Origin of the sequence: Streptomyces dysideae (assembly GCF_001514305.1) — a bacterium.
GTDB classification, from domain to species: domain Bacteria; phylum Actinomycetota; class Actinomycetes; order Streptomycetales; family Streptomycetaceae; genus Streptomyces; species Streptomyces dysideae.
Genome location: NZ_KQ949093.1, coordinates 58,588 through 84,744 on the forward strand (window position 1 = coordinate 58,588; position 26,157 = coordinate 84,744).

The window sequence follows — 26,157 nt, forward strand, 5'->3', positions numbered from 1 at the left end:
ACGAACGGCGCAGCCTCCTGCTTTGCAGCGAATCAGCAATCTCCTGCTCCATGGCCAGGGCAACATGCGAGTGGAGACCTTCCATGCCGGCGACCTCGTGGCCCATGCGGGTCTCCACGGCGATGCGACTGTGTCGATCTTCGTCCAGCCACTCCTTGCCGCCGTGACGAAGCAGGTACAGCCGCTTTCCGGCGTTCGTGGTCGCGGGGAACCGGCCCCTGACCCGCGGCCAAACTGTCCGACAAGGCACTGGCCGCAGTGCGCGCCTGGGTCGCTCATCAGCCCGGATGAGATTTTCGGCAAGGGCAGGATGTATGAGGCCGACTGGGACGATGAGGACGACAACGTGCCCCGGATGGGCTGATCGGCACGTGAAGAGCTGTGCGGCGGTGACCTGCATGCCCTGGCGGTCGCTGGAGGCGCTCCAGCGGTCACCGCACCCCAGCGGGCGCTGGCCGTGTTTCTGCGTCTGCCCGCCGGGTGATCCCGCGCCGGGGTACCGCTGCTGTGGCACTCGTGCCTGTACGGGGCGGTGTAGCCGGTGGTCGGGTGCACGGTCGCCTCAGGTTGTCGGTGCCGTCGGCTAGCGTGCGAGGTATGCGCTACTTCAATACGGCCGGGCCGTGCGTCTCCACGCGTCACTACATGGTGCCGGCCCAGGAGCGGCTGCCCAGGGCCCGCGGGTACATCGAGCAGGGCCAGTACTTCGTGGTGCATGCGCCACGGCAGACCGGGAAGACGACGGTGCTGGCGGCGATGGCCCGGGAACTGACGGCCTCGGGCCGGTACGCGGCGCTGCACTTCTCGTGCGAGAGCGGGGAGGTGGCCGGGGAGGACTACGGTCAGGCCGAGTTGCTGGTGCTGGAGGCGATTCGGCGGTCCGCGGAGTCCGCTGGGCTTGCTGATGGGCTCGCGCCCCCCGCATCCTGGCCCGACGCGGTGCCCGGGTCCCGGCTCACGCGGGGGCTGACTGAGTGGGTGCGGAGCTGTCCGCGTCCGCTGGTGCTGTTCTTCGACGAGATCGACGCGCTGCGGGGGGAGAGCCTGCGCAGTGTGCTGCGCCAGTTGCGCGATGGTTTCACTGTCAGCCGTGGCGGCTTCCCGCATGCGGTGGTGCTGTGCGGGCTGCGGGATGTGCGTGACTACAAGGCGGCCTCGGGCGGGGATCCGGGGCGCCTTGGTACGTCGAGTCCGTTCAACATCAAGGTGGCGTCGCTGCGGTTGGGCGACTTCACCGAGGCCGAGGTCGCCGAGCTGTACGGGCAGCACACCGCGCAGACGGGCCAGGATTTCACGGTGGATGCGCTGGAGTGTGCCTTCAGCTTTACCCAGGGGCAGCCGTGGCTGGTCAACGCGCTGGCCCGGGAGGTCGTCGAGGAGATGGGGGTGCCGTCGGACACGCCGATCACGGCCGGGCACATGGAGGAGGCGAAGGAGCGGCTGATCCTGGCGCGTGCGACGCATCTGGACTCGCTGGCCGCCAGGTTGGGCGAGGACCGGGTGCGGCGGGTGATCCAGCCGGTGATCGCGGGCGAGCTGCTCCTGCCGACGGACACGTACGACGACGATCTGGCGTACGTGCGCGACCTGGGGCTGGTCGCTCCGGACGCGCCGGTGCGGGTGGCCAATCCGATCTACCAGGAGGTCATTGTCCGGGTCCTGGGGAACAACACGGAGGGCCAGGTCGTCGCCGCCCCGAGCAGCTTCCGGCTGCCGGACGGCCGGATCGACATGGACAAGCTGCTGTGCTCCTTCGCCGAGTTCTGGCGGGAGAACGGCGAGATCCTGGCCACCGCCTCGACCTACCCGGAGGCCGCGGCACAGCTGGTGATGATGGCCTACCTGCACCGGATCGTGAACGGGGCGGGTTTCATCGACCGGGAGTACGGGGTCGGCCGGCGGCGCGTGGACCTGCTGATTCGCCAGCCGTACACCGCTGCCGACGGTTCGCGGGCGGTGCAGCGCGAGGCGCTGGAGCTGAAGGTGTGGCGCCAGGGCCGCACCGACCCCCTCGCCGAGGGGCTGGCACAGTTGGACGACTACCTGGACCGCATGGAGCTGTCCACGGGCACCCTCGTCGTCTTCGACACCCGCCCGCAAGCAGCCCCGGTCCACGAGCGCACCGCCTTCTCGCAGCAGACCACGCCCTCCGGGCGCACCGTCACCCTGCTGCGCGCCTGACGGCCGGGAGACCTCAGCCAGACCGTGGTGACTACGCCCTGGCACGGGCAGGCAGGGACAGATCGGCCGGGGAAGGACCAAGGAGAGCATCGGCAGGGGAGCTCGAGGTCTGAGCCGCAGGATGATCGGGAAAGCGACCTGACTGCCGACCAGGAAGCCGACAGGTTGACTGCAGCGCCTGGCCGCGCCACTCGTCCTGGACATCTTCACCGCATTCGACGTCGTCCTCGAAATCCACGCGGTCAGACCCACCGCCCGTGCGCTCACCAGCTTTCTCCCAGCCGTCTTCGACCAGCGCGGACACTTCGCCACGCGGAGCGAGGTACTACAGGCGGGTGCCGTCTGCCCGATTCCCGGACGGCAGCTGTTTCCCCACACCCACTTCGCCGCTTACGCCTGGCCTCCCGATAGAGCAGCCGCGGTGTGTGTGACGGGAGCATCCCACCGCCATGACCTGCCTACCACTGGCCCGGGGATCAGCGCATGCGACCGAAGTCACGAATCGAGCACGGCTGACCACCAAGTTTCGACAGGATCCTTGACGATACCTCGGTTCCTTCCTACGCTCCGTGGGAGCGTTCCCATGCTCGTCCGAGTGAATGATCATCTTCTGGCCCTCAGAGGCATTGGTTCGCTCGGCACCCCCACGCATCGGAGGCCATCGTGACCGACGTACGCCTCGGCATCACGCCATCACCGCGAAGAGCAGCGATCTGGTTCCCAGAGGTTGACTGTTCGACGGCATCCCCACCGTCGCACTGACCGCCACGAGGCCCCCCGCCGCTCCATGGCACCCAGTACCGCGCCGGCCTGGCAGAACACGGCCGACAACCAGCCCCGCAGCCTGGGTGCTTCATCGGCAACAGCACGCCCACTCCGCCACGCCCCGGCGTCTGCGCTGCCTGAACCCCGCACGCCTGACCAGTGGCGGGCACGAACCGGGCGCGCTGACGTCGCGGGCAGCTACGTCGGCGGCGAGGCAGGCAGTCACCTGACCGCACCTCTCGGAGCGCTCCCGGCTCACGAAGGAAGGGACTGGCATGCGCAGTGCCCCGCACTTACCGTTCTTCCGGATTCTTCTGACTCTGCTTCTGCTCGCCCTCGGCGTGACCTTCGCGCCCGCGGTTGCTGCCGCGCCCACGGCTGCCCCCGTACGCATCATGCCGCTGGGTGACTCGATCACCGGCTCGCCCGGCTGCTGGCGTTCGGTGCTGTGGAACCGTCTGCGCAGTGCCGGTCACTCGAACATCGATTTCGTCGGCACCCTCAGCCAGCAGGGCTGTGCCCAGGGGTTCGACGGCGACAACGAGGGTCACGGCGGTGAGCTCGTGACCAACGTGGCGAACCAGAATCTGCTTCCCGCTCGGCTCTCAGCCACGCGTCCCGACATCGTTGTCATGCATTTCGGCACGAACGACGTCTGGAGCGGCATCTCGCCCGACCGCATCCTCTTCGCCTATACCAGGCTGGTGACTCAGATGCGGGCGTCGAACCCGAACATGAGGATCCTCGTCGCGCAGATCATTCCGATGAACCCCGCCAACTGCACCGGCTGTGCCCGGCGCGTGGTCGACCTGAATGCGCGGATCCCCGGCTGGGCCCGGGCGACGAGCACCTTCCGCTCCCCGGTGACCGTGGTCGACCAGTGGACGGGCTCCAACACCTCAGGCGACACCTACGACGGGGTACACCCGTCCACCTCCGGCAACACGAAGATCGCCGCCCGCTGGTATCCCGCCCTGGCCGCCCTCCTCTGAAAGTGCCGAGCGGCCCGGACAACGGTGGTCCCGCCTACGTGGCCGCCCGCGCGGCGGTCTCCTCCTGGAAGGGCGGTCACCACGGCGAGAGGACGACGAGCAGCACGTCCGCGTCCCACGTCACGGCCGGCACCCGCACCGCCGCCGTCAGTTGCACGGCACAGCAACCGCCTCCTGAGCACACAGTCCTTCTCCTCTTGGAGCCGCCGCCATGAGATTCCGCACGCGAACCGCCCCACGAACGGCCGCCGCCCTGGCCGTTCTCCTGGGTCTCCTCGTCCCCCTGCTCGGTCTCGCCGCCCCGGCCCAGGCCGCGCCCAGCGGCTTCCGCGTCCAGAGCGGCCGACTGCTGGAAGCGTCGGGCAACGACTTCGTGATGCGGGGCGTCAACCACGCCCACACCTGGTATCCGGACCGGATCAGCACCCTGTCCCACATCAAGGCCAAGGGCGCCAATACCGTCCGCGTCGTCCTCGCCAGCGGTGACCGCTGGCCTCGCAACAGCGCCGCCGACGTGGCCAACGTCGTCGGCCAGTGCAAGCAGAACCGGCTCATCTGTGTTCTGGAAGTCCATGACACCACGGGCTACGGCGACCAGAGCAGCGCGATCACCCTGTCCCGCGCCGCCGACTACTGGATCAGCGTGAAGAGTGCCCTGACCGGCCAGGAGAAGTACGTCATCGTCAACATCGGCAACGAGCCGTACGGAAACAGCAACCACACCAGGTGGACGGCCGACACCAAGGCCGCCGTCCAGAAGCTGCGGAGCGCCGGGTTCAACCACACCTTGATGGTGGACGCGCCCAACTGGGGCCAGGACTGGGCGTTCACGATGCGCGACAACGCTGCGTCGGTGTTCGCCGCCGACCCGGACCGCAACACGGTGTTCTCGGTCCACATGTACGGCGTCTTCAACGCGGCCGCGAAGGTCAATGACTACCTGAACCGTTTCGTGGCAGCGAAACTCCCCCTCGTGGTCGGGGAGTTCGGCCACAACCACTCCGACGGCAACCCCGACGAGGACGCCATCCTGGCCGCCGCCCAGCGGCTCCGTCTCGGTTACCTGGGCTGGTCGTGGAGCGGTAACAGCAGCGATGTGCGGTACCTGGACCTGGTCACCAATTTCGATCCCAACCGGCTCACCAGTTGGGGCCGACGCCTCTTCAACGGAACGAACGGCATCGTCGCCACGGCCAAGGAGGCATCGGTCTTCTCCGCCAGCGTCACGAGCACCAACCCCGCCGTTTCCCGGCTCCATCACTGACACAACCCGATCCTGTGTATGTCATGGGCACGCCATACGCAACCGTTGCCCGTTCGGCGCGACGCCCGTAACCACGGCAAAGGCATGGAGGAACAGGACGATGTACTCGAGCATCACCGACGTCCCGGCGTCCGGCGACGCCCCCACCCGCCCGACGAGATCCGGCAGGAGGAGCAGGACGGTCACGCTGAAGGCCGCCGTGGTCGCGGCCGTGACCGGCCTGATCACCGCACTGGTGGGGATCCAGCCGGCGTCGGCGCAGTCGCCGTCGGCCGCGGCCAACCCATACGAGCGGGGCCCGGTTCCCACGGTGAGCAGCGTCGCGGCCCAGCGGGGCACGTTCGCGACCGCGGAGGTGACCGTGCCGCCCGGGAACGGCTTCAACGGCGGGAAGATCTACTACCCGACGGACACCTCGCTGGGCACGTGGGGTGCGGTCGCGGCCGTGCCCGGTTACACCGCCCGGTGGTCCGCCGAAGGCGCGTGGATGGGGCCGTGGCTCGCGTCCTTCGGGTTCGTCGTCATCGGCATCGACACCAACAGCCCCAACGACTACGACACGGCCCGCGGCACCCAGCTGCTCGCCGCGCTGGACTACCTCACCCAGAAGAGCCCGGTGCGCGATCGCGTCGACCCCAACCGGCTGGGCGTCATCGGTCATTCCATGGGCGGTGGCGGCGCCATCAGCGCAGCCGAACGCCGGCCGTCGCTGAAGGCAGCCGTCCCGCTCGCGCCCTTCTCACCCTCGCAGAACCTTTCCACCTTGCGGGTCCCGACGATGATCATGGGCGCACGGGACGACGGCACGATCACCCCGTCCTACCTCAACGGGCTCTACGGCGGCATGCCGGCCTCCACGCAGAGCGCCTACATCGAGTTCACCAGCGGCGGCCACGGCTTCCCCACCTGGGGCAACTCCAACGTGACGCGCCGCATGATCCCCTGGCTGAAGATCTTCCTCGACAACGACACCCGTTACACCCAGTTCCTGTGCCCGTCGCTGGCGGACAGCAGTGGTGTCTCCCGGTCCCAGACCAAGTGCCCGTACGTGCCGCCGGGCACGAGCAATCCTCCGAGCGGCGGGCAGATCGTCGGCGCCGGCTCCGGCCGCTGCCTGGACGTGGCGAACTCGTCGCAGGCCAACGGCGCCCAGGCCCAACTGTGGGACTGCGCAAATCGGCCCGGTCAGAAGTGGGCGCGCACCGACGCCGGTGAACTGCGCGTGTACGGCAACAAGTGCCTGGACGCCGAGGCCTCGGGAACGTCCGCCGACACACGGGTCATCATCTGGGACTGCCACGGCGGGCAGAACCAGCGCTGGAACGTCAACGCCAACGGCACCATCACCAGCGTCCCATCCGGCCTGTGTCTCGACACGAACAGCAGCGGCACCTGGAACGGCGCCCAGACCGTCCTGGGGAACTGCAACGGCGCGCCCACCCAGCGCTGGACCCTCCGATAGCCCTCCGGTAACCAGGACTGGACCCGACCCGAGGCAGAAGGAGACCGAAGTGCCGCTCAGCGCCCGGCACTTCAGCCGTTGCAGGCGCTGCCCTGCGGCCCGGATACCCGGCGGGCCGCAGGGGGACGGTTGCGACGGCGTCGCCGTACTCCAGCGGGCGGGCGCAGCCCTGGGCATGGTCGTTGCACCGTCGTGTGCGCGTTCTATGCGGGACGCTCGGTACAGCACTCGCTGTGCATGACCGGCCTCGGCCGCGTCTCGGCGACCGGTGGCCGGCAGCGTTCGCAGCGGCGACTGCCGACCCGGTCACATTCCCCTGGCTCGCGTCGCAGACGGCACGGGGCACCAGCCCTCGCAACTTGTCCTGACTGACCTCCCCGAGACATCCCCGCACCATCTGCCTCAACGGCCGGACACAGGGCCCCCGGGCAGGCGCGAACTGACGGGGTAGCCCTTCGGTACCAACCGCCCGGTTCGACCTGTCGGTCAGCGCAAAGAGCACAACCATCTGGGACGACATCGGCCATCGGCGCACAAAGGGCTCGGGCCCACGCTCGACGCCCTCGGATCCGCACGACCGATCGAGGAGAAGCCCATGCTCAGACTCATCCGCGCGGTGCTGTCCGCGGCCCTGGTCGCCGCCGCGGTACCTCTCGCTCTCTTACCCGCCCCCCAAGCGCTGGCGCTCGACAACGGCCTGGCCCGCACCCCACAGCTGGGCTGGAACAACTGGAACAGCTTCGGCTGCGAGGTGAGTGACCGTGTGATCCGGCAGACCGCCGACGCGATGGTCTCCAGCGGCATGGCCGCAGCCGGCTACCAGTACATCAACATCGACGACTGCTGGTCGACACGGAATCGAGACGCCGGCGGCAACCTGGTCGCGGACCCCGTCAAGTTCCCCAACGGCATGAAGGCGGTCGCCGACTACGTGCATGGCAAGGGGCTGAAGCTCGGCATCTACTCGTCGGCCGGCCTGACCACCTGCGCCGGCTACCCAGCCAGCCTCGGCAACGAGCAGCGCGACGCCAACCTGTGGGCGTCCTGGGGCATCGACTATCTCAAGTACGACAACTGCGGTGACCACCAGGGCCGCAGCGGCCAGGAACGCTACACCGCCATGCGCGACGCTCTCGCCAGGACAGGCCGCCCCATCCTGTACGCCCTCTGCAACTGGGGCCACGACCAGGTCGGCACCTGGGGCCCCGCCACCGGCAACTCCTGGCGCAACACCGGCGACATCCAGGCCAACTGGAACTCCGTGATGGGCATCCTGGACGCCCAGCCCGGCTGGGCGGGCTTCTCCCGCCCCGGTGCCTGGAACGACCCGGACATGCTGGAGGTCGGCAACGGTCTGTCCGACACCGAGTCCCGAGCCCACTTCAGCCTCTGGGCACTGCTGAATGCGCCTCTGATCGCCGGCAACGATCTGCGCACCATGAGCGCCACCACCAAGTCGATCCTGACCAACACCGAGGTCATCGGGGTCAACCAGGACTGGGGCGGCCGACAGGGCAACCGCATCGTCGACAACGGCAACACCGAGGTGTGGGCCAAACTGATGGCCAACGGCTCGGTCGCGGTGGTCCTCCTCAACCGCGGCGGCGGCACGGCCACCGTCTCCACGTCCGCTACGCAGCTCGGCCTCGGCTCGGCGTCCAGTTACTCGGTACGCGACCTGTGGGCGCACACCACCAGCACGACCGGCGGCTCCATCAGCGCCTCCGTCCCCGCCCACGGCGCCGCGATGTACGTGGTCTCCGGCGGCGGGACACCGCCCGGCAGCGGCACCTACTCGCTGAAGGGGCAGGGCTCCGGCCGCTGCCTGGACATCACCGGCGGCTCCCAGGCCAACGGAACGCTCGCCGGGATCTGGGACTGCAACAGCGCCGCCAACCAGCGGTTCACCAGCACCAGCGCGGGTGAGCTGCGGGTCTACGGCGGCGCGAAGTGCCTGGACGTAGCCGGCGCCGCCACCGCCAACGGCACCGCCGTGAACATCTGGGACTGCAACGGCCGGTCCAACCAGCAGTTCCGCCTCCAAACCGACGGCACCATCACCGCCGTCCACTCCGGGAAGTGCCTCGACGTCAACGGCGGGGCGACCGCCAACGGCACCAAGGTCCAGATCTGGGACTGCCACGGCGCAGCCCACCAGAAGTGGACCCGCGTCTGACCGATCGCTGCCGACCGAGACCGTCTGGGCCGAGACCACGTGTCCGGCCCGGGCGGCCGACCGCCCGAGACGGTCAACGCCTCTGCGCAGCGCGATGTCCAAGCTCGGTGCCCACACCCGCTTCGAAGCGGTCGTCGCCGCACGCCGCGCCCGCTTGCTTCCGTAGGGATCCACCTTTGGGTGAAGACCCGGAATGGAGCGAGAAGCCATGGAGGACGCCTCAAAGGCGCTCGGAGTCTCACGGGCAAAGGGGGACGACCTGAACCGCACCAGTTGGAAAACCTCACGCCGCCCGTCCGAACCCAGCGGCTCTGCGACGCGGCCAGCAGGCCCAGGACCTCGCCGAGTCGTCGGTGGAGTCCCGGGTCGGTGACGCGGCCGTTCTCGTCGATCGTGGCCCGGTCGCCAGGAGCCTTACGCAGGCCGGCTCGACGATGTGTGTCTCATAACCTTCTTGATCATGCTGCACGGGCGGGTGAAGCAAGGAGGGGGGTGTCTCAATGAGGTCGACGCCGCGCTGTCGCCGGGGGCGCCGACGCCATGGTCACGTGTCGGCGTTGGCCCCGCATCGTTCGCGGAGGATGTGAGCGGTCTGTCGGCACCAGTCAGCCGTCTCCTGCTCGAAGCGGAGGCCGCGCAGGCAGGTCAGGTATGGCCCGATCCGGTCGCCGGAGTTCAGGAATGCCTGCTCATCGGCGTCGCCGCGCTGGCGTTCCATGTACCTCTCGAAGATGTCGATCTTGGCTGTTGCGATGAGCGCCCGCTCTTCGAGCTGTTCGATCACGGCCTTCGCGGACGTGCTGTCCACGGCCCGCACCTTGACCAGAAGGTCGTCGCGGACAAAGGCCGGCTTGGCGCTGGATTCGGCGAACCGCTCCAGCTCGGCGAGGCCGGCGCTGGTGACCGAGAAGAGTCGCTTGGTCGGACGGGTCTCCTGGATCACGGCGCGACCCTGGATCAGGCCGTCCTTCTCCATTTTGGTCAGCTCCAGGTACAGCTGCTGGGGCAGTGCGTGCCAGAAGTTGGCCATGCCCGCGTCGAACGTCTTGGCCAGTTCGTAGCCGCTGGACTCGCCGTCCAGTAGTGCGGCCAGTACCGCGTGTCGCAGAGCCATGGTCGTCGGCCTCCTGTCCGTGTCGCGCCGTGGGGCCCGTGTGAGGCGTCGGCGAGGTGTCGACGCTCACATCATACTCTGTTTCGCTATTACTCATATTCTTGAGTATGGTGATCGTGCAGCGCGCCCCCGGAGCTCCCCGCCACCCGGGCCCGCTGCACAGAGCCCGGCTCGCCAGCGCCGGACGGCACGCCATCGTGAGAGGACCGCAATGAACCCCAACAACGGCTTCCAGGGCGCCTATACGCCGGTCACCGAGGAGGTCACCTCCTTTGACCTGCCGGTCACCGGCACCATCCCCGCCGAGCTCAACGGCCGCTACCTGCGCAACGGCCCCAACCCCATGGACCTCGACGAGCCCCGGCTCCACCTGTTCACCGGAAACGGCATGGTGCACGGCGTACGACTGCGCGAGGGCAAGGCCGAGTGGTACCGCAACCGCTGGGTGCGCTCGGCGCCCGTCGCCGAGGCACTCGGCGAACAGCCCCGCCCCGGCGCCTTCGTGCGCCGCGACGCCGGCCCCAACACCCACGTCATCGGCCACGCCAACCGCACCCTCGCCCTGATCGAAGGCGGCTCCCGGCCCTACGAACTCACCTACGACCTGGACACCGTGGGAGCCTGCGACTTCGACGGGACCCTGCGCGACGGCTTCGTCGCTCACCCCAAGCTGGACCCCGCCACCGGAGAACTGCACGCCGTCACCTACGCCATCGGCGGCGACACGCTGACCTACCTGGTCGTCTCCCCCCTCGGCAAGGTCGTGCGCAGCGTGCCCGTCCCCGCTCCGCACGCGCCGTTGATGCACGACTTCGCGCTGACCCGGAAGTACGCCGTGCTGTATGACCTCCCGGTCACCTTCAGCCAGGCTGCCGCAGATTCCGGCAACGCGTTCCCGATGAACTGGAACGAAACCCGCGGCGGCCGCATCGGCCTGCTGCCTCGCAGCGGCACCGAGGTGCGCTGGTTCGATGTCAATCCATGCTTCGTCTTCCACACCCTCAACGCCTACGACCAGGGCGACACCGTCGTGGTCGACGTCGTGCGCTACCCGAAGATGTTCGTCGGGGCCGACCTGAAGGGCAACAGCCTTCCCACGCTCGACCGCTGGGTCATCAACACGGTCACCGGGAAGGTCACAGAGACGCGCCTCGACGACCACCCGCAAGAGTTCCCCGTGGTCAGTCCGGCCGTCGTCACCGGCGCCTACCGCTATGGATACTCCGCGGTCACCCTGGACCTGATCCGCTACATGGGTCCGGCCGGCAACCTGGACGGCCTGCCCGTCGACGCGTTCACCGACTCGCTGATCAAGCACGACCTAGACCGGCAGACCGCCACGGTCCGCAGCTTCGGCACCGGTCACTACACCAGTGAGGCGTACTTCGTGCCCGCGCAGAACGCGCGGACGGAGGATGACGGCTACGTCCTCGCCTACGTCTTCGACCCCGAGCGGGGTGCCACCGATCTGGTCATCCTCTCCGGGCAGGACTTCACCGGCGCCCCGATCGCCACAGTGCACCTGCCGGTGCGCGTCCCGCTCGGCTTCCACGGCAGCTGGGTACCCGACCCCGCCTGACGGCGAGGATGTTCATGAGCGTCTCGCGGCGGGGTCTGCCCCACCGCCTGACTGACCCTGGGCCCTCAACAGAGTCTGCCGGCCTTGCCTGACCGGCTGTCGCAAGGTCCTGGCGTGGCTCCGCTCGCCCGCGGCTGGCAGGGCAGGTCCGACCCGGTCGACGCCGATGCGGGGGCCCGCCCCGCCCTCGCCCAGCGCCGCACCGGCATGCCCAAGCAGCGCGAGGCCGAGTGGAGGCCCTGCGGGATCCTGCGCGTCGTCCGCCGCAGCGCGATCCACCAACGTGCTGACGTGTCAAGGCAGATGAAGACGCTCATCATCACGGTCCGGAGGAACTACGCGGCGTTCTGCGGGACCTGGGAGACCGGCAGATGATCGCTACGTGCGCCGCCTCACGGCCGGACGCGAAGCGGACCGGCGAGCCGGTCGTCGCGGCCAGGCTCGCACTGCGGACGCAGCGGGGCGCCGATCCACAGGTCGGCCGTGTACCAGGCGCCGCCCGCGATCGGCAGCCTCGCCGCCACCGACAGCAGCACCCCGTACCCCACGGCACCGAGCAACGCCCCGGCCGCCCCCGTCAGCACCGCCTCGGCGGCCGTCAGCCCCGCTATACGGCCCGGCGTGGCGCCGATCAGGCGCAGCGCGGCGAGCCGCTGATCGCGGCGGGAGACCGACAGCCGCGCGGCGGAGGCCCCCAGCACCAGCAGCGGAACGACGACGAGGATCGTGGCGAGCCGGGCCACGGACGCGTACGTCCCGCCCATGCCGTCCGTCAGCGGCGCACCGGTGAAGGTTGCGACGTGGGTGGGGGAGGCGATGTCGTCGGCCCGGCGCGGATCGGCGTAGCGCTCGGTGGTGACCGCCGGGTCCATGGAGCGGTGCCCGACCACTGCGACGAGCTCGCCGGGATAGGCCAGCGCCGCGCGGCCCAGGGTTCCGGCGGGCGTGCCGGGGACCGGGTGGCGGTCGTCGGGCAGCCGGTCCAGCAGCGCGCCGAGTGCCGGGGAGACCCACAGTTCGCCGGGGGCGGGGAAGCGGTCGAGACCGGGCGGGGCGGGGGTGGTGCGCCCGGGCAGCCGTGCGACGTCCACGACGGTGACCGGTACTCCCTGGGAGAACGTCGTCCCGAGCGCCTCGACGGCCACCGGGTGGGAGGACTCCACCGGGTTGCGCCAGTCGGTGTGGTCCGGTGCTGGAAGCCCGGGTTCATCGCGAGGCTCAGCAGGAGCAGCGTGGTGGACACGGCCGCCGCCGCGATCGCGAGGCCGGTGGCGAGCAGGCCGGTGCGGCCGCCGGCTCGGGTGAGCCGCCAGGTCAGCGCCCAGGTGGTGCGGTCCAGTGCCCTCATCGCCGGCACCCCGCCTCCGCCTCGGCCCTGATTTCCGCCTCTGCCGGGATCCCGGCCAGCCGCCCGTCGCGGACATGCACCGTGCGGTCGCACCCGCGGGCCACGTTCGCGTCGTGTGTGACGACGACCAGGGCGGCGCCCTGGCTGCGGCTGACCTCCACCAGCAGGCGGATCACCTCCATGCCTGTGGACTGGTCCAGCGCGCCGGTCGGCTCGTACGCGAAGATCACTTTCGGGCGGCCGACCAGGGCCCGTGCGATGGCCACCCGCTGCGCCTGACCTCCGGACAGCTGCCCAGGACTCCGTTCCTCCAGGCCCTGCAGGCCCAGCGGCCCGAACCACTGCCGGGCCTGCTCGACGGCCGCCCGGCGTACCGTGCCGCCGAGCATCAGCGGCAGCGCCACGTTCTCGTCGGCGGGCAGCTCCGGCAGCAGCTGGCCGGACTGGAAGACGAAGCCGAAGGCGGTGCGGCGCAGCTCGCTGCGGGCCGGTTCGCGGAGCTGGTCGACCCTCCCCCAGACTTCGTCCGGGGGGACCCCCATCTCGCTTCGCTCGCCGTCCAGCAGGACCTCGCCGGAGTCAGGCCGTTCGATCCCGGCCAGGCAGTGCAGCAAGGCGGATTTTCCGGACCCGGACGGCCCATGACGGCCAGTGACTCGCCGGCCGCCACGCCGATGTCGACCCCGGCCAGGGCACGGGCCATGCCGTAGGACTTGAACAGGCCGGTGCCGGTCAGGACGGAGGAGGAGGTGCTCATCGGGCGGCCTCCCCGTTGGAAGCGATGATCATCAGATGCATGCCGTCCACGATCGGGGCGCCGGGCACCCGGTGGACTCGGCCGGATGGCCGGTTGTAGTGGCCGGGCATCGGCCATTCGGCAGAGTACGCCGGTCGTCTTCGCTTCCGTATCCTGCCGGGCGTGTACTCCGAGACTCCGTTGTTCCGCCGGGCCCGCCGGGTGCTGACCGCTGCCGGCTGCATCCTTCTCACCGGGCTGTGGCTACTGGACGTGTTCGCCGGCCGGGCACCCGACTACCGCTGGACGAGCTGGCTGCCGATGGTGTCCGGCCCCCTGGCCTGCGTGGCGCTGCTGTGGCCCGGCCGCCGGCCGAGCGCGCAGGTACGTGCCGCGCTCGTCGCCGGCGGCTCGCTGGCCCTGACGGTCGGGGTCGGCGCGTTCGCGGCCCCGGACGGTGCCGGCACCTGGGGGCTGCTGGAAAACGTCGCCTTGCTGGTGCTGCTGTCACGTGCGGTGCGGGCGGTACCGCGGCCTTGGACCGCGGCGGCCGTGTCGGCCGCGCTGACCGTGGCGGTCATCGTGATTCCACTGCGTCAGGTATTCACTGACAATGCGGCCGCCGTCGGCTGGTGCCTGCTGATGACGTTCGCCGCCGCCGCGGCTCTCGCCTGGGGCCTGCGCGCGCGGCTGCTGGAGGAGCGGCGGGTACGCGACATCACCGCCGTGCGCCAGCGGGAGCGCCTGGAACTCGCCCACGACCTGCACGACTTCGTCGCGCACCACGTCACCGGCATCATCGTCCAGGCCAATGCCGCACTGATCCTCCAGCACACCGCGCCCGAACAGGTCGGACCCCTGCTGGAGAACATCACCCGTTCCGGATCGGAGACCCTGGACTCGATGCGCCGCCTGGTGCGGGTGCTGCGCGAGGACGACCACGCCGGCGTCCGGCCCGGTGAGGTGTGGGCCGAACTCGACCGCCTGGTCTCCGCGTTCTCCGAGAACGAAACGGACGTCCAGCTCCACGTGGCCGCGGCGGCCCGCGAGGTGCGACTCGCCCCCGAGGTGGAAACCTCCGTGCACCGCGTCGCACAGGAGGCACTGACCAACGTGCGCCGGCACGCCCCCGGCGCCGCCGTGGCCGTACGGGCCGACATGGACGGCCGCCGGCTGCGGGTCGAGGTGCACAACACGGCACCGACGGCACGCCTCCCCGTCCCGGTCGGCGGATGCGGCGGCTTCGGGCTGGTCGGCCTGCATGAACGCGTCAAAGCGGTGGACGGCGCACTGACCGCCGCCCCCACCGACGACGGCGGCTGGCGGGTGACCGCCGACTTCCCTGTGCTGGCCGCTGTGGCAGGATCACCGGCGTGAATGATGCCGCGATCCGGGTACTGATCGCGGACGACCAGGAACTGGTCCGCATGGGCTTCCGGCTGATCCTCGGCGCCCAGGTCGGCATCGAGGTGGTCGGCGAGGCCGCCGACGGCGCCGCCTGCGTGGAACTCGCCCGCCGGCTCCGGCCGGACGTGTGCCTGGTCGACATCCGGATGCCGAAACTGGACGGCCTGGACGTCACCCGGGCCCTGGCGGGCCCGGGGGTGCACAACCCGATGCGGGTCGTCGTGATCACCACCTTCGACCAGGACGACTACGTGCACACCGCGCTGCGCAACGGGGCCTGCGGCTTCCTGCTCAAGGACGCCGCTCCTAGCCTGCTGATCGAAGCGGTGCGGGCCGCCGCCCGGGGCGACGCGCTGGTCTCCCCCGCCGTCACCGTCCGGCTGCTGAAAGAACTCGTCCCCACGCGGCCCGAGCCGGATGCCGCCTGCCCGCTGACCGAACGGGAACTGGACGTGGTCCGGCTCGTCGCAGTGGGTCGCACCAACCAGGAGATCTGCCAGCAGCTGGTGCTGTCGCTGTCCACCGTCAAGACGCACCTGGCCAACATCCAGCACAAGATCAACGCCCGCAACCGGGTCGAGATCGCCGCCTGGGCGTGGGAGCGCGGCATGATGCGGGCGCGATAGAGGCGGCCGCACACCGCATGAAGCCTTCACCACCGAGAGCCCGTCGCATGTCTCCGTGTGGCAGAAGGCACAGGCTCAGCAGGTCGTGCCCGGTTTCACCGGCTCCAGGTCGATGAGGTAGCCGTCCACCGCGTCGTCCACACAGCTGCCACCGCGCCCGTACGCGGTGTGGCCGAGTCCGTCGAAGGTGAGCAGCATGCCCTGGGGCAGCTGGTGGGCCAGGCTCTGTGCCTCGTGGTACGGAGTGGCCGGGTCACCGGTGGTGCCCACGACGAGGACCGGCGGAAGTCCGTCGGCCTTCACCCGGTGCGGGCCGGGCCCACGCTGCGGCCAGCCCTTGCAGTCGAGCGCGGCGACGACGCTCTCGGCCCCGAAGTCGCCGTCTGTCCGGAGTGCCTGGTCGAGGGCCTTCCAGTACTCCTGAGGGCTCTTGGGATGGGGAATGTCGACGCAGTTGACGGCGATGAGGGCCGCATCGGAGTTGTCGGACGAGTCTTCCTCCCCGGCTTCCTCGGAGGCGATTCCCGCGAGCTTCGTCCCGTCGCCGTCTGCGGCGTCGCTCAGCCCGCGCGAAAGGGCCTCCCACTGGTCCTCCGGCCAGTACATGGACATGGTGACGGCGGTGTGCAGGAGGTACGTGTCCAGGTCCCCCTCGCTGTCGTCGACGGGCAGCGGCTCCTTCGCGGTCTCCTCGTACAGCCTCTTGAGCAGCTCACGGATGCCGTCCGGACTGTCGGCGGGGCAGAGGTCCCCCGCCACCTCGGCGCAGTTTTCGGCATAGTCGTCGACCGCCGCGTGGAAGCCCTCGGCCTGACTGCGGGCCGCCTCGGACCAGTCGAGGGACGGGTCGACGGCCCCGTCCAGCACCATGGCACGGACCCGGTGCGCGAACAGCTCGCCGTACGCGGTACCGAGGGCGGTCCCGTACGACCAACCGAGATAACTTAGCCTGTCCTCGCCGAGCGCGGCGCGCAGCACGTCCATGTCCCGGGCGGCGTCGGCCGTTCCGACGTGCGGCAGGATCGCGCCGCTGTGTTCCTCGCAGGCCGCGAGGGTGCTCTCCGCGTCGGCCAGGGCGACCCGGCGCTGCTCGGCGGTCGCGGGGTAGAGCGGCTCCGGCTCGACGTCCCCCTCGCTGGTCTCCTCCTCGTCGGCACCGCACTCCAGGGCGGGCACGCTGCCCGCCACTCCGCGCGGGTCGAACCCGACGATGTCGAACCGGTCCTGCAGCCGGTCGCTGAACGCCACGACCCCGCCGTCCTGGAGAAAGGCGACGCCGGACTCGCCGGGCCCGCCCGGGTCGAACACCAGGGACCCGATCCGCCGCTCGGGATCCGCGGCGGTGACCCGGATGAGCGGCAGGGTGAAGGTTCTGCCGTCGCCGGGGTCCGCGTAGTCCATGGGGACCTTCAGCGTGGCGCACTCCTCCTCGCCGCAGGGCTTCCAGTGCGGCTTCTGCGTGTAGAAGGAGCGCAGGTCGACGCGGGTGGCAGGGTCGTTCACCGCGGCCTTCGGGGACGGGGGGTCCGGCGTACAGCCGCTCAGCGAGAGGGCGGTGGCGAGAACCGCCACCACGGCGGCGATACGGTCCGGCGTGGCGCCGATCAGCCGAAGCGTGGCGAGCCACTGGTCGCGTCGGGAGGACGGCCGCGCGGCGGACACGCCCAGCACCCGCGGCGGAATCACGACGAGGACGGAGGCGACCCAGGACTTGAACAGGCCGGTGCCGGTCAGGACGGAGGAGGAGGTGCTCATCGGGCGGCCTCCCCGTTGGAAGCGATGATCATCAGATGCATGCCGTCCACGATCGGGGCGCCGGGCACCCGGTGGACTCGGCCGGATGGCCGGTTGTAGTGGCCGGGCATCGGCCATTCGGCCGAGTGGGAGAGCTGGCTCTTCAAGCCCGGATCGGCGTTCTGCCCGCATGCCCGGCAGCCCGCAACATGGGCGGGTTCGTCGCCATGGCCCCTCACTTCCTTCGGATCACCCTCAGCGTGGAGGATGCCTGCGGAGCCCGCGCTGGCCCGACAGGTGCCCTCCGATGGCCTGGCCGTGCCGGTATTTCGAGACGCATTCCTACCGCCCGGTCTTGAAGGACTGCTTCCGGCGCGGTGCACGCTGGACGGCGGCACCGAAGCCGCAGCTCACGGACGAACTACATATCAGGAACGGTGTCCAGCACGTTGCCGTCCTGGTCGACAGCCCGCCACAGGTAGCGGACCTATCCGTTGATCTTGAGGAGAACCTCGTCCAGGTGCCACTTGTCGCCGGGCCCCGGCTGCCTGCGCTGCAGCGCGTTGGCACTGGACGATCAAGCTGGCCCTGCGCGGGATGGTCGACGCCGCGGTGAGCAACGGCGGGCTCATCGACACCGCCTTCGCTCCCGAGGCCGTCACCCGGCTCCGGTACGGCATGCTCGGCATCTTCGGCAACTCTCTGCGGCTGGACGCCGCGCCGCGCCTGGCTGAACTCCAGGCCGCTTTGGGCGAGTTCTCCCTGCGCGCACAGGGACTGCTGGACGACTGGGGCAGCGACCCGGTGCCACTGCTGTATGTCAACGGAGACAACGACCAGCACGTCCCCGCCGACGAATCCAGGCCGCTGGAAGCCCGCCCGGCTCTTCCAATTCTCTGCGTCCCTCAGCGGCGCACGGGCTGCGCCTGCGACTCGGCCCGGAGGTTCACCGGGTGTCGACGCGGGCTGCCGGGAGTACGGCGACGACCTGCCAGCCGTGGGCGTTCTCGCGCGGGCGGGCCTGGATACGGCCGCCGAGCGCGGTGACGCGTTCGTTGAGGCCGACGAGTCCGAAGCCACCGCCCCGGGCCGCCTCGGGGAGACCGGCGCCGCCGCGGCCGTTGTCGCGTACCGAGACTTCCAGCTCGCCGTGGGCGTGGCGCAGGGTGACGGTGACCTCGGTGGCGTCGGCGGCGTGGCGGCGGATGTTGGTCAGGGCCTCCTGTACGACGCGGAAGGCGGCGGCCTGGATCTCGTGCGGCAGGTCGTCGGGGACCGAGGGGTCGCGGTGCAGTACGGCCCGGTGTCCGTCGACACCGCCGACTCCGTCGAAGCCGTCGACCAGGTCGGTGAGAGCTGCCAGGTCACCGGGCGGGCGCTGGTCGGCGATCTCGGCCGGGTCGTCGTGGTTGCGCAGTACGCCGACTGTGCGCCGCATCGACGCCAGCGCCTGGGTCGCGGCGCCCTCGATGCTGGCGAGCACCGGGTCGAGGCGCTCGGGTCCGGTGGTGGCCATCATTCGTGCGACCTGCGTCTGCACCAGGATCCCGGTGACGTGGTGGGCCACGAAGTCGTGCAGGTCGGCGGCCATGGCGAGCCGCTCGGCGCGGCGGGTGTCGGTGACGGCCCGGGCGCGGCGGTGGTCCAGGGTACGCAGGTAGGCGGCCATGCCCGCCATGCAGCCGGCCAGCAGCACAAGCACCGTAATCAGGCCGATGATGCCGTCGTCCGGTTCGACGATGTAGTACGGCACCGGGAGCGCGAGCAGCACGACGCCGTCGAGCAGGCCGCAGATCAGCGCCCAGGCGGGCGGGCAGGTGCGGACCGCGGTCATCAGCAGGCACAGCAGCACGGCGGCCTGGCCGGGACCGAAGCCGCCCGTCCGTCCGGCCACGATCAGGATCAGGACGTGCACGCCGGCGGTGAGGGCGGGTACGCCGGTACGCACCTGCGGGGTGAGCCAACCCGGCCGACGGCGCTCGGGCCACAGCAGCGCCGCCAGCCCTATGACCAAAGAGAACAGGAGCAGCCAGGGGCTACCGGGGTGTTCCGCCAGGGCCAGGTAGAGGAAATCGCCCCAGCATGCCACGAAGAGGACCCCGACGGCGCCGATGCGGACGCAACCCGGCCTCCTCCGACGCACCGGCCGGCCGGTGCCGCCGCTTGCGGAGTCCTTGATGTCGATCGCGAGGTTCACGCGGATCACAGTAGGCAGCCCCGGTGCCACCGGTATCAGCCGAATGGCCGAGGAAGGGTCCTCAGCCGACGTGAACCCTGGCTGTTCGGCCGATACGGCCGCCCGGGCCCACCGGAGAGATTGGGGTCGCACGCCTTCCCAGTCGACCCGCGCCGCGAGGACGACGGGGACAGGAGCGCCTCCGTCCTGGTGGCCGTGGTGAAAGCCCGGAGACCTCCATCATCTGGAAGTTCGAGCGCTGGAAAGGGGCCGCTGCGCATCATGAGCATCGTCCTGGCCGGTTACGGCCTCATCAAGAAGTACGGCTCCACCAACGCCCTGGCCGGCGTGGACGTGGAGGTCGGCGAGCGCGACTCGCTGGCGATCATGGGCCCGTCCGGGTCCGGCAAGTCGACCCTGCTGCACACCCTGGCCGGGATCATCCGCCCTGACGGCGGCCAGGTACTGCTGCGGGGCGAGCGCATCGACAACCTCGGCGAGAATCGGCTCAGCGCGCTGCGCCGCAAGCGGTTCGGGTTCGTCTTCCAGTCCGGCCAGCTGCTGCCCGAGCTGCCCGCCGAGGAGAACGTCGCCCTGCCGCTGATGCTGGAGGGAGTGCCCCGCAAGCAGGCAGTCCAGCGCGCCCGCCGCTGGTTCGCGCCGCTCGGCCTGGCCGGGCTGGAGCGGCGCCGCCCCGGGCAGCTCTCCGGCGGGCAGGCGCAGCGCGTCGCGATCGCCCGCGCGCTGGCAAGCGAGCCGGACGTGGTCTTCGCCGACGAGCCTACCGGCGCCCTCGACCAGACCACCAGCACGGAGGTCATCCAGCTGCTGACCTCCGTCACCCGTGAGCAGGGCGCGGCCCTGGTGATGGTCACTCACGACGCCGACGTGGCCGCCCACTGCGGCCGGATCCTCCAGGTCCGGGACGGCCGGATCAGCAGCCACGGCCAGTACACGATCGCCTGACCGCACCACGCCGCACCGTCCACGTCCCGGAGACTTTCATGCCTTCCCCCGTCCTGCCCCTGACCTGGCATCTCGCCAAGTCCTCCGGCCGCCGCGGCCGGCAGAGCCAGCTGCTGGCCGTCGTGGTCGCCGCCGTCAGCACGCTCGTGCTGCTACTGATGATCGCGGTGAGCCTCGGCTCCGGCGAGCGCGCCGACCGAACCGCCTGGCACACGCCTGCCGCCGCCTCCGCCGGACAGGGCACCGCGATCCAGGCGCTCACCACGACGTACGCCCGCCACGAGCCCGTCACCGTGGTGTCCCTGGCGCAGCTCCCCGGCCGTAAGACCACGCCCGCCCCACCCGGCCTGAGCACCTTCCCGAAGAAGGGCGAGGTGTACGTTTCCCCCGCACTGGCCGCCCTGATGCGCGAGCTGCCCGCGGACCAGTTGGCCGACCGCCTCCCCAAGCCGGCGTCGTACGGCACGATCGGCGCGGCCGGCCTCGCCTCCCCCGACGAGCTGGTCGCCGTCGTGGGACGGGCGCCGTCCAACCCGGCGGTGTCCAAGGCGGCCCAGGGCGACAACTTCTACGACGAGGGGCAGACCGCACGCGCCGTGGTCGCCGGCTTCACCTCCGCCAAGGCGAGCCTGTCCACCGGCGCCGACCAGCAGATGGCGGTGCTGGGCGTGGCGCTGCTGGTGGTGCCCGTGATCGTGCTGGCCTCGGCGGCCGGACGGCTGGGGGCGGCCCGGCGCGAGCTGCGGCTCGCCGCGCTGCGGCTGGCGGGGGCGACCCCACGGCAGATCATCGCGATGACGGCCGCCGAGGCGGCGGCCGTGGGCGGGGCCGGAGCGCTCACGGGCGCCCTCGCGTACGCGGCGCTGCTGCCCGCCCTCGCCGAGATCCCCTACGGCGTCGGCACCTGGTACACCGGGCAGTTGTGGGTGGGCCTTCCCTGGTTCGCGGCCGTGGTGCTGACGGTCACCGCGCTCATCACAGTCAGCGCCGTGACGATGCTGCGCCGGGTCGCCACCTCTCCACTGGGCGTCGCCCAGCAGGCCAACCCGCGCCGTACCCGCATGATCCGGCTCGCGCTGTTCGTGGCGGTACTGGGCTACGTCATAGTTTCCACACAGGGCGGCCAACTCGGACCCCGGCAACTGGTCGCCCTGCTGGCGCTGTTCTACGGCGCGTTCTGGCTGCTCGGTCCCTGGGCCGTGGACCGGCTGGGCCGGATCGTGGGCCGTTTCGCCCGCCGGCCGGCGACCCTGCTGGCGGCCCGCCGGCTCAGCGACGACCCCAGCGGCGCCTGGCGCACCGTCAGCGGCCTGGTCCTGGCCGGCTTCGTCGCCGGGTTCTTCTCCGTCAGCCAGCTGTCCATCGGCTTCCCCGACCAGCCGGGCCAGGTCGCCGTGCTGACCGCAGACTCCGCGGCCACCCAGCGCGCCGCCGCCGAAGCCCGCACGCTCCTACGCGACGCGGGCGTCACCGCCACCGTCACCGTTTCCTCCGAGGACGACTTCGACAACCCGCTGCACGGCAGCCCGGGCCTGATCGCCCACGTCACCGGCGGCCAGGACCAGCTCGACACCGCCGTCACCGCGCTGACCCCCCTGGGAGCGGGCAGACTGCCGTTCACCCAGGCCTACCCCAATGCCGGGGACGACGTACCCATGGACCGCCTCGGCGTGGTCAGCACCGCCACCCTGGCCATGAGCTTCCTCGTCGCGGCCGCCTCCGCCGGCCTGACCGCCGCCGCCAACATCCTCGACCGGCGCCGCGTCTACGCTCTGCTGCGGCTGGCCGGCACCCCCCTGAAGATGCTGGACCGCGCCCGCACCCGCGAAACGGCCCTCCCCCTGGCCGTCCTGGCCGGCGGCACCACCGCCATGGGCGTCTACGGCGCCTACCAGCTCAACAAGTTGGCCGACAGCACGATGAACACCTCCGGCGCCCTGCAACTGGCCCTCTGCGTGGCCCTCGGCACGCTCGCGATGCTCGCCGCCATCAGCGCCAGCAGGCCACTGCTGCGCAAAGTGACGGCAGGGCCGGTCCAGACCGCGGACTGACAACCGCCGGGTCGGCTGCACCCCGCGAGGTGCAGCGAACCCGGCATCACTGCCCGGGTTCGGACGGGACGGCGACACCGCGCTGGAAATCGGCGCGGGAGGGGCCGGTCCGTCCGCCGGGGTTCAGCGGCTGCCCCTGCAAGACGCCGACGGCAGTGGTGCCCCATCGCGTCGGTGCCCGCGCATTAATCTGATGAAGCTCCCGAAGGAGACCTGATGGCCACGACCACGGGGGAACGACGCATCCCGCCGCCGCCCCGGACACGGTGGGATACGGACACATCGGAGTGACCGATGACCGTGCCACACACCCCTGACGCGGACACCCACGCGGAAGGCTGCGCCTGCCCACGACCTCGCACGCGCCGGCTCGGTAGTGACCGCACAGGGAACATGCCTCCCCCTGCTGCCGCTCGCGATCTGTGCCGGCACGTTCACCCTCCTGTTGGGCGTCATGGCTTCGGGCGTCGCGGCTCCGCACCGTAGGGGACATCTGCTGCCCCCCGTTTTGCCGCCTCGGGGCAGGCCGTGGACACCTACGAGCCCACGCTGGAACCCATGCTGCACACCCTCGGCGCGCTGACGATGTCCGGCGCGATCGGAGGACTGAGAGCAGCCACTCACCCGCCGCGACGGTCTCCGCACGTGAGGCATGATCGAGCCATGACCAGCCCCGCCCTGAGTGCCCCGCCCATCCGGGTCCTGATCGCCGACGACCAGGCGATGGTGCGCACCGGTTTCCGGTTCTTCCTTGACGCCCAGCCGGACATCACCGTCGTCGCCGAGGCCGCCGACGGGGAGGAGGCGGTGGCGCTGGCGCGACGCCTGCGGCCGGACGTGTGCCTGCTGGACATCCGGATGCCGAGACTTGACGGCCTGGCGGCGACTCGGCTGCTGGCCGGGCCCGATGTGGTCGACCCGCTGCGGGTGGTCGTGGTCACCACCTTCGACCTGGACGAATACGTGTACGGTGCGCTGCGCGGCGGCGCCTGCGGTTTCCTCCTGAAGGACTCCGGGCCGACCCTCCTCGCGGAGGCGGTCCGCGCCGCGGCGAACGGCGACTCCCTGGTCTCGCCCTCCGTCACGGTCCGGCTGCTGCGGCACCTGACCGCGCCGGAGCGCAAAGTACCCGCCGAGCCGTCGGCAGCGCTGACCGACCGCGAGCTGGATGTCGTCCGGCTGGTCGCGATCGGCCGGACCAACGCAGAGATCGCAGCCGAACTGTACGTCTCCCTGTCCACCGTCAAGACGCACATTTCCAGCGCCCAGTTCAAGCTGGGCGTCCGTAACCGCGTGGAGATCGCCGCCTGGGTGTGGCAGCACGGGCAGCTGCGTCCGGAACCCGGGACCTGACGTGCGCAGCCTGCGCCGGCGGGGCGGCTGCCACGGCCGGCAGGGGTGTCCGTCTCCTCCGAAGCCGCCGCGGCTGTTCGTCTCACCGGGATGCCATGGCCCGCAGTACCAGGGATGACAGCGGTGCGGGCAGGATGCGAGTCCCGTCGCGGGAAGCAGTCCGCGACCTGCGCCATCGCGTTCCCGAAGGCGGCCGTCCACTCCTGCTGGGCTATCGTGGCCTCCACGGCCACCACGTCTTGCGTTGTCTTCACAAACGACCATGATCGCGGTGGCCGTTCCCATGCCCGCGCCACCCCTGACCTGCACAGACACGTCAACGATCAAGACTTACAGCTGTCGTGTCAGTCCCCGAGACCGACTGCGCGCCGGTTACGGTCGGTGATCGCAGCGCAACAAGATGGGTCAGATCCGAATCGGTAGGCCGCTGGCGGAGAGATCTAATGGCAGCCGTCAGGAACAAGGAACTGGCCGTTGACATTCGGAGGTAGACCGTGCTGCACTGACTCGCCAGGCTCCCTGGGAAGTGGCCGGAAGGCAAAAGCAACCACCACCGCCCATCCGAAACGGTCGGACATCCATCTCGAGCGGTGGGTGAAATCGGCGACGAATCCCGCTGTGCCTGATAACAGGCGGTCATGGTTGAGTGCGGAATTGGTCCCGGAGGGCAGACATTCGGCCGCTGCATTCGAGCGGGTAGGCGCGTGATCAAAGGTTTGGACCCAGATGCACACCGACGAAATCCAGCAGATCGTCGATGGGCTGGCAGAGAGGCTCGGCCGTTCCGTTGCCGTCGATGACCCGACCCTGCGCCTGATCGTGGCAAGTCGGCATTTCGGGGATGAGGACGCAAGCCGTGTGCAAGTCGTCATGCTGCGTCAACTGGACCGCCGGATCACAGAATGGGTGCTGGATCATGGTATCGCGGATTTCAAGGGGCCCGGTTACGTGCCGGGCAACCCAGAGGTCGGCAGCAGCAGACGTCTGTGCGTGCCCTTGCGCTGTCATGGACTCCTCGTCGGCTACCTGTGGCTGATCGACGACGACGAGACGCTGAGCAAAGAAGAGATCGATGACGCCGAGTCGGCAGCCGAGGCGGTGGCCACAGCGCTGTACCGGCGGGAGCTTCTGAACCAGCGGGAGCGGAGTCGGCGGCAGGAACTCGTGTGGGCTCTGGTGTCCACGGACCCCGCCGTGCGTGCACGGGCATGGCAGGAAGCCGTCGACGAGCAGAGGCTGTGCTCCACCGAGTACATGGTCGCTGCTGTCATCGAGGCTGCCGGGCCTCCCCGGGAAGCTGGGCCGCATGACATGGAAGCGGCACTCGAAGTCGCCGTGGAGAACGCGGTTCGCACGCAGCCGGCTGCTTCCGCGCTGTCGACCGCACAGGGACGGCGCGCGTTGTTGATCTTGGCAGGCGTCCGCCGGCCAAGCCCGGAGGCACGGGCGGCACTGGCAGCCCGGGTGCTACGTGAGCTCGACGCCCGGAAGGCTCCGGGCATCCGTTGGACCATCGGCCTCGGCACCGTCGTTTCCCGCGCCGACGATGCCGCCCAGTCCTACGAGCAAGCCCGGCTTGCTGCCAAAGCCGCCGTTCTCCTGCCGGAGCTGGGTGACATCGTGCACTGGGGCGCCCTCGGGCCGTACTCCATGCTGCTCAAATTGCCGCCAGGGGAACTGAAGCCGTCGAGTTGTCCCGTGCCGCTGCTCCGGCTCGTTGAGCAGGATCCCGGCGGTGCGTTGTTTTCGACACTTGAGTCGTATCTCGACTGTGCAGGGGACGCCGCGCGGACCGCGGAGACGCTCCATGTGCACAGGAGCACGCTGTACTACCGGCTCAGCCGGATCGAAGCGATCTGCGGCGTGGACCTGCGGGACGGGACGGCACGACTGACGCTTCACATGGGCACCAAGCTGGCCCGGCTCACGTCGCTCCGTTCGCAGGGAATGTCTGAACAGTAGCGCTTTGAACAGCTGTCGCAACGGCTCCCCGATGCGTTCGACATCCGCACGTGGTCGCTGGCACCGCGATGGACGCACTCTTACTGGCATCCAAGCGTGAGGTCAGGCGTGAAGCTGAGGTTCTCAGGCGGTAGTGGCAATCGGCGCCGGTGCTCCGATGCCGTTCACCGGAACCGGCAGTGGCATGCCGCCAACCCTCGACTCCATCCTGACGGCCGCGTGCGGTAGACCCGTATCACCATCGAACTGTGTTCTAGACCGCGCG

General features: G+C 70.1%; 18 protein-coding genes and 4 pseudogenes. 15 read left to right on the forward strand and 7 right to left on the reverse strand.

Annotation, left to right across the window (positions count from 1 at the left end; all coding sequences use genetic code 11):
* The first annotated feature begins 22 nt into the window (after nucleotides 1-22).
* The 6 genes and pseudogenes from AQJ91_RS27055 (at nucleotide 23) to AQJ91_RS27080 (ending at nucleotide 8,840) form a co-directional block, all read left to right on the forward strand.
* The gene (locus tag AQJ91_RS27055; RefSeq protein WP_067026676.1) at nucleotides 23-364 is read left to right on the forward strand and encodes a hypothetical protein; all 342 of its coding nucleotides are present in this window, start codon (nucleotides 23-25) and stop codon (nucleotides 362-364) included.
* Nucleotides 365-597: 233 nt separating this feature from the next.
* Nucleotides 598-2,181 carry an ATP-binding protein gene (locus AQJ91_RS27060; protein ID WP_234382958.1) on the forward strand — a complete coding sequence of 528 codons (1,584 nt, stop codon included), beginning with the start codon at nucleotides 598-600 and terminating at the stop codon, nucleotides 2,179-2,181.
* Between the two features lie 1,040 nt (nucleotides 2,182-3,221).
* A pseudogene (locus tag AQJ91_RS27065) lies at nucleotides 3,222-4,078 on the forward strand (SGNH/GDSL hydrolase family protein); the annotation flags it as partial.
* A 71-nt stretch (nucleotides 4,079-4,149) separates the two neighbouring features.
* Nucleotides 4,150-5,202 carry a glycoside hydrolase family 5 protein gene (locus tag AQJ91_RS27070; RefSeq protein WP_067026678.1) on the forward strand — a complete coding sequence of 351 codons (1,053 nt, stop codon included), beginning with the start codon at nucleotides 4,150-4,152 and terminating at the stop codon, nucleotides 5,200-5,202.
* A 100-nt stretch (nucleotides 5,203-5,302) separates the two neighbouring features.
* Entirely contained in the window at nucleotides 5,303-6,664 is a 1,362-nt protein-coding gene (locus AQJ91_RS27075; RefSeq protein ID WP_079085207.1) for a poly(ethylene terephthalate) hydrolase family protein, read from the forward strand.
* Nucleotides 6,665-7,259: 595 nt separating this feature from the next.
* Entirely contained in the window at nucleotides 7,260-8,840 is a 1,581-nt protein-coding gene (locus tag AQJ91_RS27080; RefSeq protein ID WP_067026680.1) for a lectin, read from the forward strand.
* A gap of 544 nt (nucleotides 8,841-9,384) precedes the next feature.
* Here AQJ91_RS27080 and AQJ91_RS27085 read toward each other — a convergent pair.
* Nucleotides 9,385-9,954: a PadR family transcriptional regulator gene (locus AQJ91_RS27085; RefSeq protein ID WP_067026683.1), complete on the reverse strand. Its 570-nt coding sequence runs from the start codon at nucleotides 9,952-9,954 to the stop codon at nucleotides 9,385-9,387.
* A 211-nt stretch (nucleotides 9,955-10,165) separates the two neighbouring features.
* Between AQJ91_RS27085 and AQJ91_RS27090 the strand changes: the two genes are divergently transcribed.
* Both AQJ91_RS27090 and AQJ91_RS27095 read left to right on the forward strand, forming a co-directional pair.
* Entirely contained in the window at nucleotides 10,166-11,533 is a 1,368-nt protein-coding gene (locus tag AQJ91_RS27090; RefSeq protein ID WP_067026685.1) for a carotenoid oxygenase family protein, read from the forward strand.
* 114 nt (nucleotides 11,534-11,647) lie between these two features.
* Entirely contained in the window at nucleotides 11,648-11,908 is a 261-nt protein-coding gene (locus tag AQJ91_RS27095) for a hypothetical protein (RefSeq protein ID WP_067026687.1), read from the forward strand.
* Between the two features lie 17 nt (nucleotides 11,909-11,925).
* Here AQJ91_RS27095 and AQJ91_RS27100 read toward each other — a convergent pair whose 3' ends face one another.
* On the reverse strand, nucleotides 11,926-12,696 hold the full coding sequence (locus AQJ91_RS27100) for an ABC transporter permease family protein (RefSeq protein ID WP_199848033.1): 771 nt from the start codon (nucleotides 12,694-12,696) through the stop codon (nucleotides 11,926-11,928).
* A 181-nt stretch (nucleotides 12,697-12,877) separates the two neighbouring features.
* Nucleotides 12,878-13,638, reverse strand: a pseudogene (locus tag AQJ91_RS27110) (ABC transporter ATP-binding protein).
* A 162-nt stretch (nucleotides 13,639-13,800) separates the two neighbouring features.
* Between AQJ91_RS27110 and AQJ91_RS27115 the strand changes: the two are divergent.
* Together AQJ91_RS27115 and AQJ91_RS27120 are read left to right on the forward strand one after the other, a co-directional pair.
* On the forward strand, nucleotides 13,801-14,994 hold the full coding sequence (locus AQJ91_RS27115) for a sensor histidine kinase (RefSeq protein WP_067026693.1): 1,194 nt from the start codon (nucleotides 13,801-13,803) through the stop codon (nucleotides 14,992-14,994).
* Nucleotides 14,991-15,650, forward strand: a complete 660-nt coding sequence (locus tag AQJ91_RS27120; protein ID WP_067026695.1) for a response regulator — start codon at nucleotides 14,991-14,993, stop codon at nucleotides 15,648-15,650. The genes AQJ91_RS27115 and AQJ91_RS27120 overlap by 4 nt, the downstream gene beginning before the upstream one ends.
* Before the next feature lie 75 nt (nucleotides 15,651-15,725).
* Here the strand turns inward: AQJ91_RS27120 and AQJ91_RS27125 are convergent, their stop codons facing one another.
* Nucleotides 15,726-17,405: an alpha/beta hydrolase gene (locus tag AQJ91_RS27125; RefSeq protein WP_079085208.1), complete on the reverse strand. Its 1,680-nt coding sequence runs from the start codon at nucleotides 17,403-17,405 to the stop codon at nucleotides 15,726-15,728.
* Nucleotides 17,402-17,551 (reverse strand): hypothetical protein, encoded by a 150-nt coding sequence (locus AQJ91_RS53830; protein WP_159054671.1) that lies wholly within the window; start codon nucleotides 17,549-17,551, stop codon nucleotides 17,402-17,404. The genes AQJ91_RS27125 and AQJ91_RS53830 overlap by 4 nt, the downstream gene beginning before the upstream one ends.
* Before the next feature lie 80 nt (nucleotides 17,552-17,631).
* On the opposite strand from AQJ91_RS53830, the pseudogene AQJ91_RS56020 reads away from it, so the two are divergent.
* Nucleotides 17,632-17,808 (forward strand): annotated as a pseudogene (locus AQJ91_RS56020) (amidinotransferase); the annotation flags it as partial.
* 66 nt (nucleotides 17,809-17,874) lie between these two features.
* On the opposite strand, the pseudogene AQJ91_RS56025 reads toward AQJ91_RS56020, so the two are convergent.
* Nucleotides 17,875-17,952: pseudogene (locus tag AQJ91_RS56025) on the reverse strand (IS6 family transposase); the annotation flags it as partial.
* Nucleotides 17,953-18,330: 378 nt separating this feature from the next.
* Nucleotides 18,331-19,581, reverse strand: a complete 1,251-nt coding sequence (locus AQJ91_RS27135) for a sensor histidine kinase (protein ID WP_067026868.1) — start codon at nucleotides 19,579-19,581, stop codon at nucleotides 18,331-18,333.
* Nucleotides 19,582-19,842: 261 nt separating this feature from the next.
* Here AQJ91_RS27135 and AQJ91_RS27140 point away from each other — a divergent pair, with 261 nt between their 5' ends.
* From AQJ91_RS27140 to AQJ91_RS27155, 4 genes are all read left to right on the forward strand, one after another.
* On the forward strand, nucleotides 19,843-20,526 hold the full coding sequence (locus AQJ91_RS27140) for an ABC transporter ATP-binding protein (protein WP_067026698.1): 684 nt from the start codon (nucleotides 19,843-19,845) through the stop codon (nucleotides 20,524-20,526).
* 38 nt (nucleotides 20,527-20,564) lie between these two features.
* Nucleotides 20,565-22,577 (forward strand): FtsX-like permease family protein, encoded by a 2,013-nt coding sequence (locus AQJ91_RS27145; protein WP_067026700.1) that lies wholly within the window; start codon nucleotides 20,565-20,567, stop codon nucleotides 22,575-22,577.
* Between the two features lie 663 nt (nucleotides 22,578-23,240).
* Nucleotides 23,241-23,930, forward strand: coding sequence for a response regulator (locus AQJ91_RS27150; RefSeq protein ID WP_067026702.1), 690 nt, complete (start codon nucleotides 23,241-23,243; stop codon nucleotides 23,928-23,930).
* 726 nt (nucleotides 23,931-24,656) lie between these two features.
* Entirely contained in the window at nucleotides 24,657-25,892 is a 1,236-nt protein-coding gene (locus AQJ91_RS27155; protein ID WP_067026704.1) for a helix-turn-helix domain-containing protein, read from the forward strand.
* Nucleotides 25,893-26,157: the final 265 nt, after the last annotated feature.

What these genes read in the sequence shown, in the direction of transcription:
- AQJ91_RS27075 (WP_079085207.1), top strand. Translation starts at nt 5,303, where the DNA reads ATGTACTCGAGCATCACCGACGTCCCGGCGTCCGGCGACGCCCCCACC.
- AQJ91_RS27060 (WP_234382958.1), top strand. Translation starts at nt 598, where the DNA reads ATGCGCTACTTCAATACGGCCGGGCCGTGCGTCTCCACGCGTCACTAC.
- AQJ91_RS27125 (WP_079085208.1), bottom strand. Translation starts at nt 17,405, where the DNA reads ATGAGCACCTCCTCCTCCGTCCTGACCGGCACCGGCCTGTTCAAGTCC.
- AQJ91_RS27145 (WP_067026700.1), top strand. Translation starts at nt 20,565, where the DNA reads ATGCCTTCCCCCGTCCTGCCCCTGACCTGGCATCTCGCCAAGTCCTCC.
- AQJ91_RS27085 (WP_067026683.1), bottom strand. Translation starts at nt 9,954, where the DNA reads ATGGCTCTGCGACACGCGGTACTGGCCGCACTACTGGACGGCGAGTCC.
- AQJ91_RS27150 (WP_067026702.1), top strand. Translation starts at nt 23,241, where the DNA reads ATGACCAGCCCCGCCCTGAGTGCCCCGCCCATCCGGGTCCTGATCGCC.
- AQJ91_RS27070 (WP_067026678.1), top strand. Translation starts at nt 4,150, where the DNA reads ATGAGATTCCGCACGCGAACCGCCCCACGAACGGCCGCCGCCCTGGCC.
- AQJ91_RS27140 (WP_067026698.1), top strand. Translation starts at nt 19,843, where the DNA reads ATGAGCATCGTCCTGGCCGGTTACGGCCTCATCAAGAAGTACGGCTCC.
- AQJ91_RS27080 (WP_067026680.1), top strand. Translation starts at nt 7,260, where the DNA reads ATGCTCAGACTCATCCGCGCGGTGCTGTCCGCGGCCCTGGTCGCCGCC.
- AQJ91_RS27090 (WP_067026685.1), top strand. Translation starts at nt 10,166, where the DNA reads ATGAACCCCAACAACGGCTTCCAGGGCGCCTATACGCCGGTCACCGAG.
- AQJ91_RS27155 (WP_067026704.1), top strand. Translation starts at nt 24,657, where the DNA reads ATGCACACCGACGAAATCCAGCAGATCGTCGATGGGCTGGCAGAGAGG.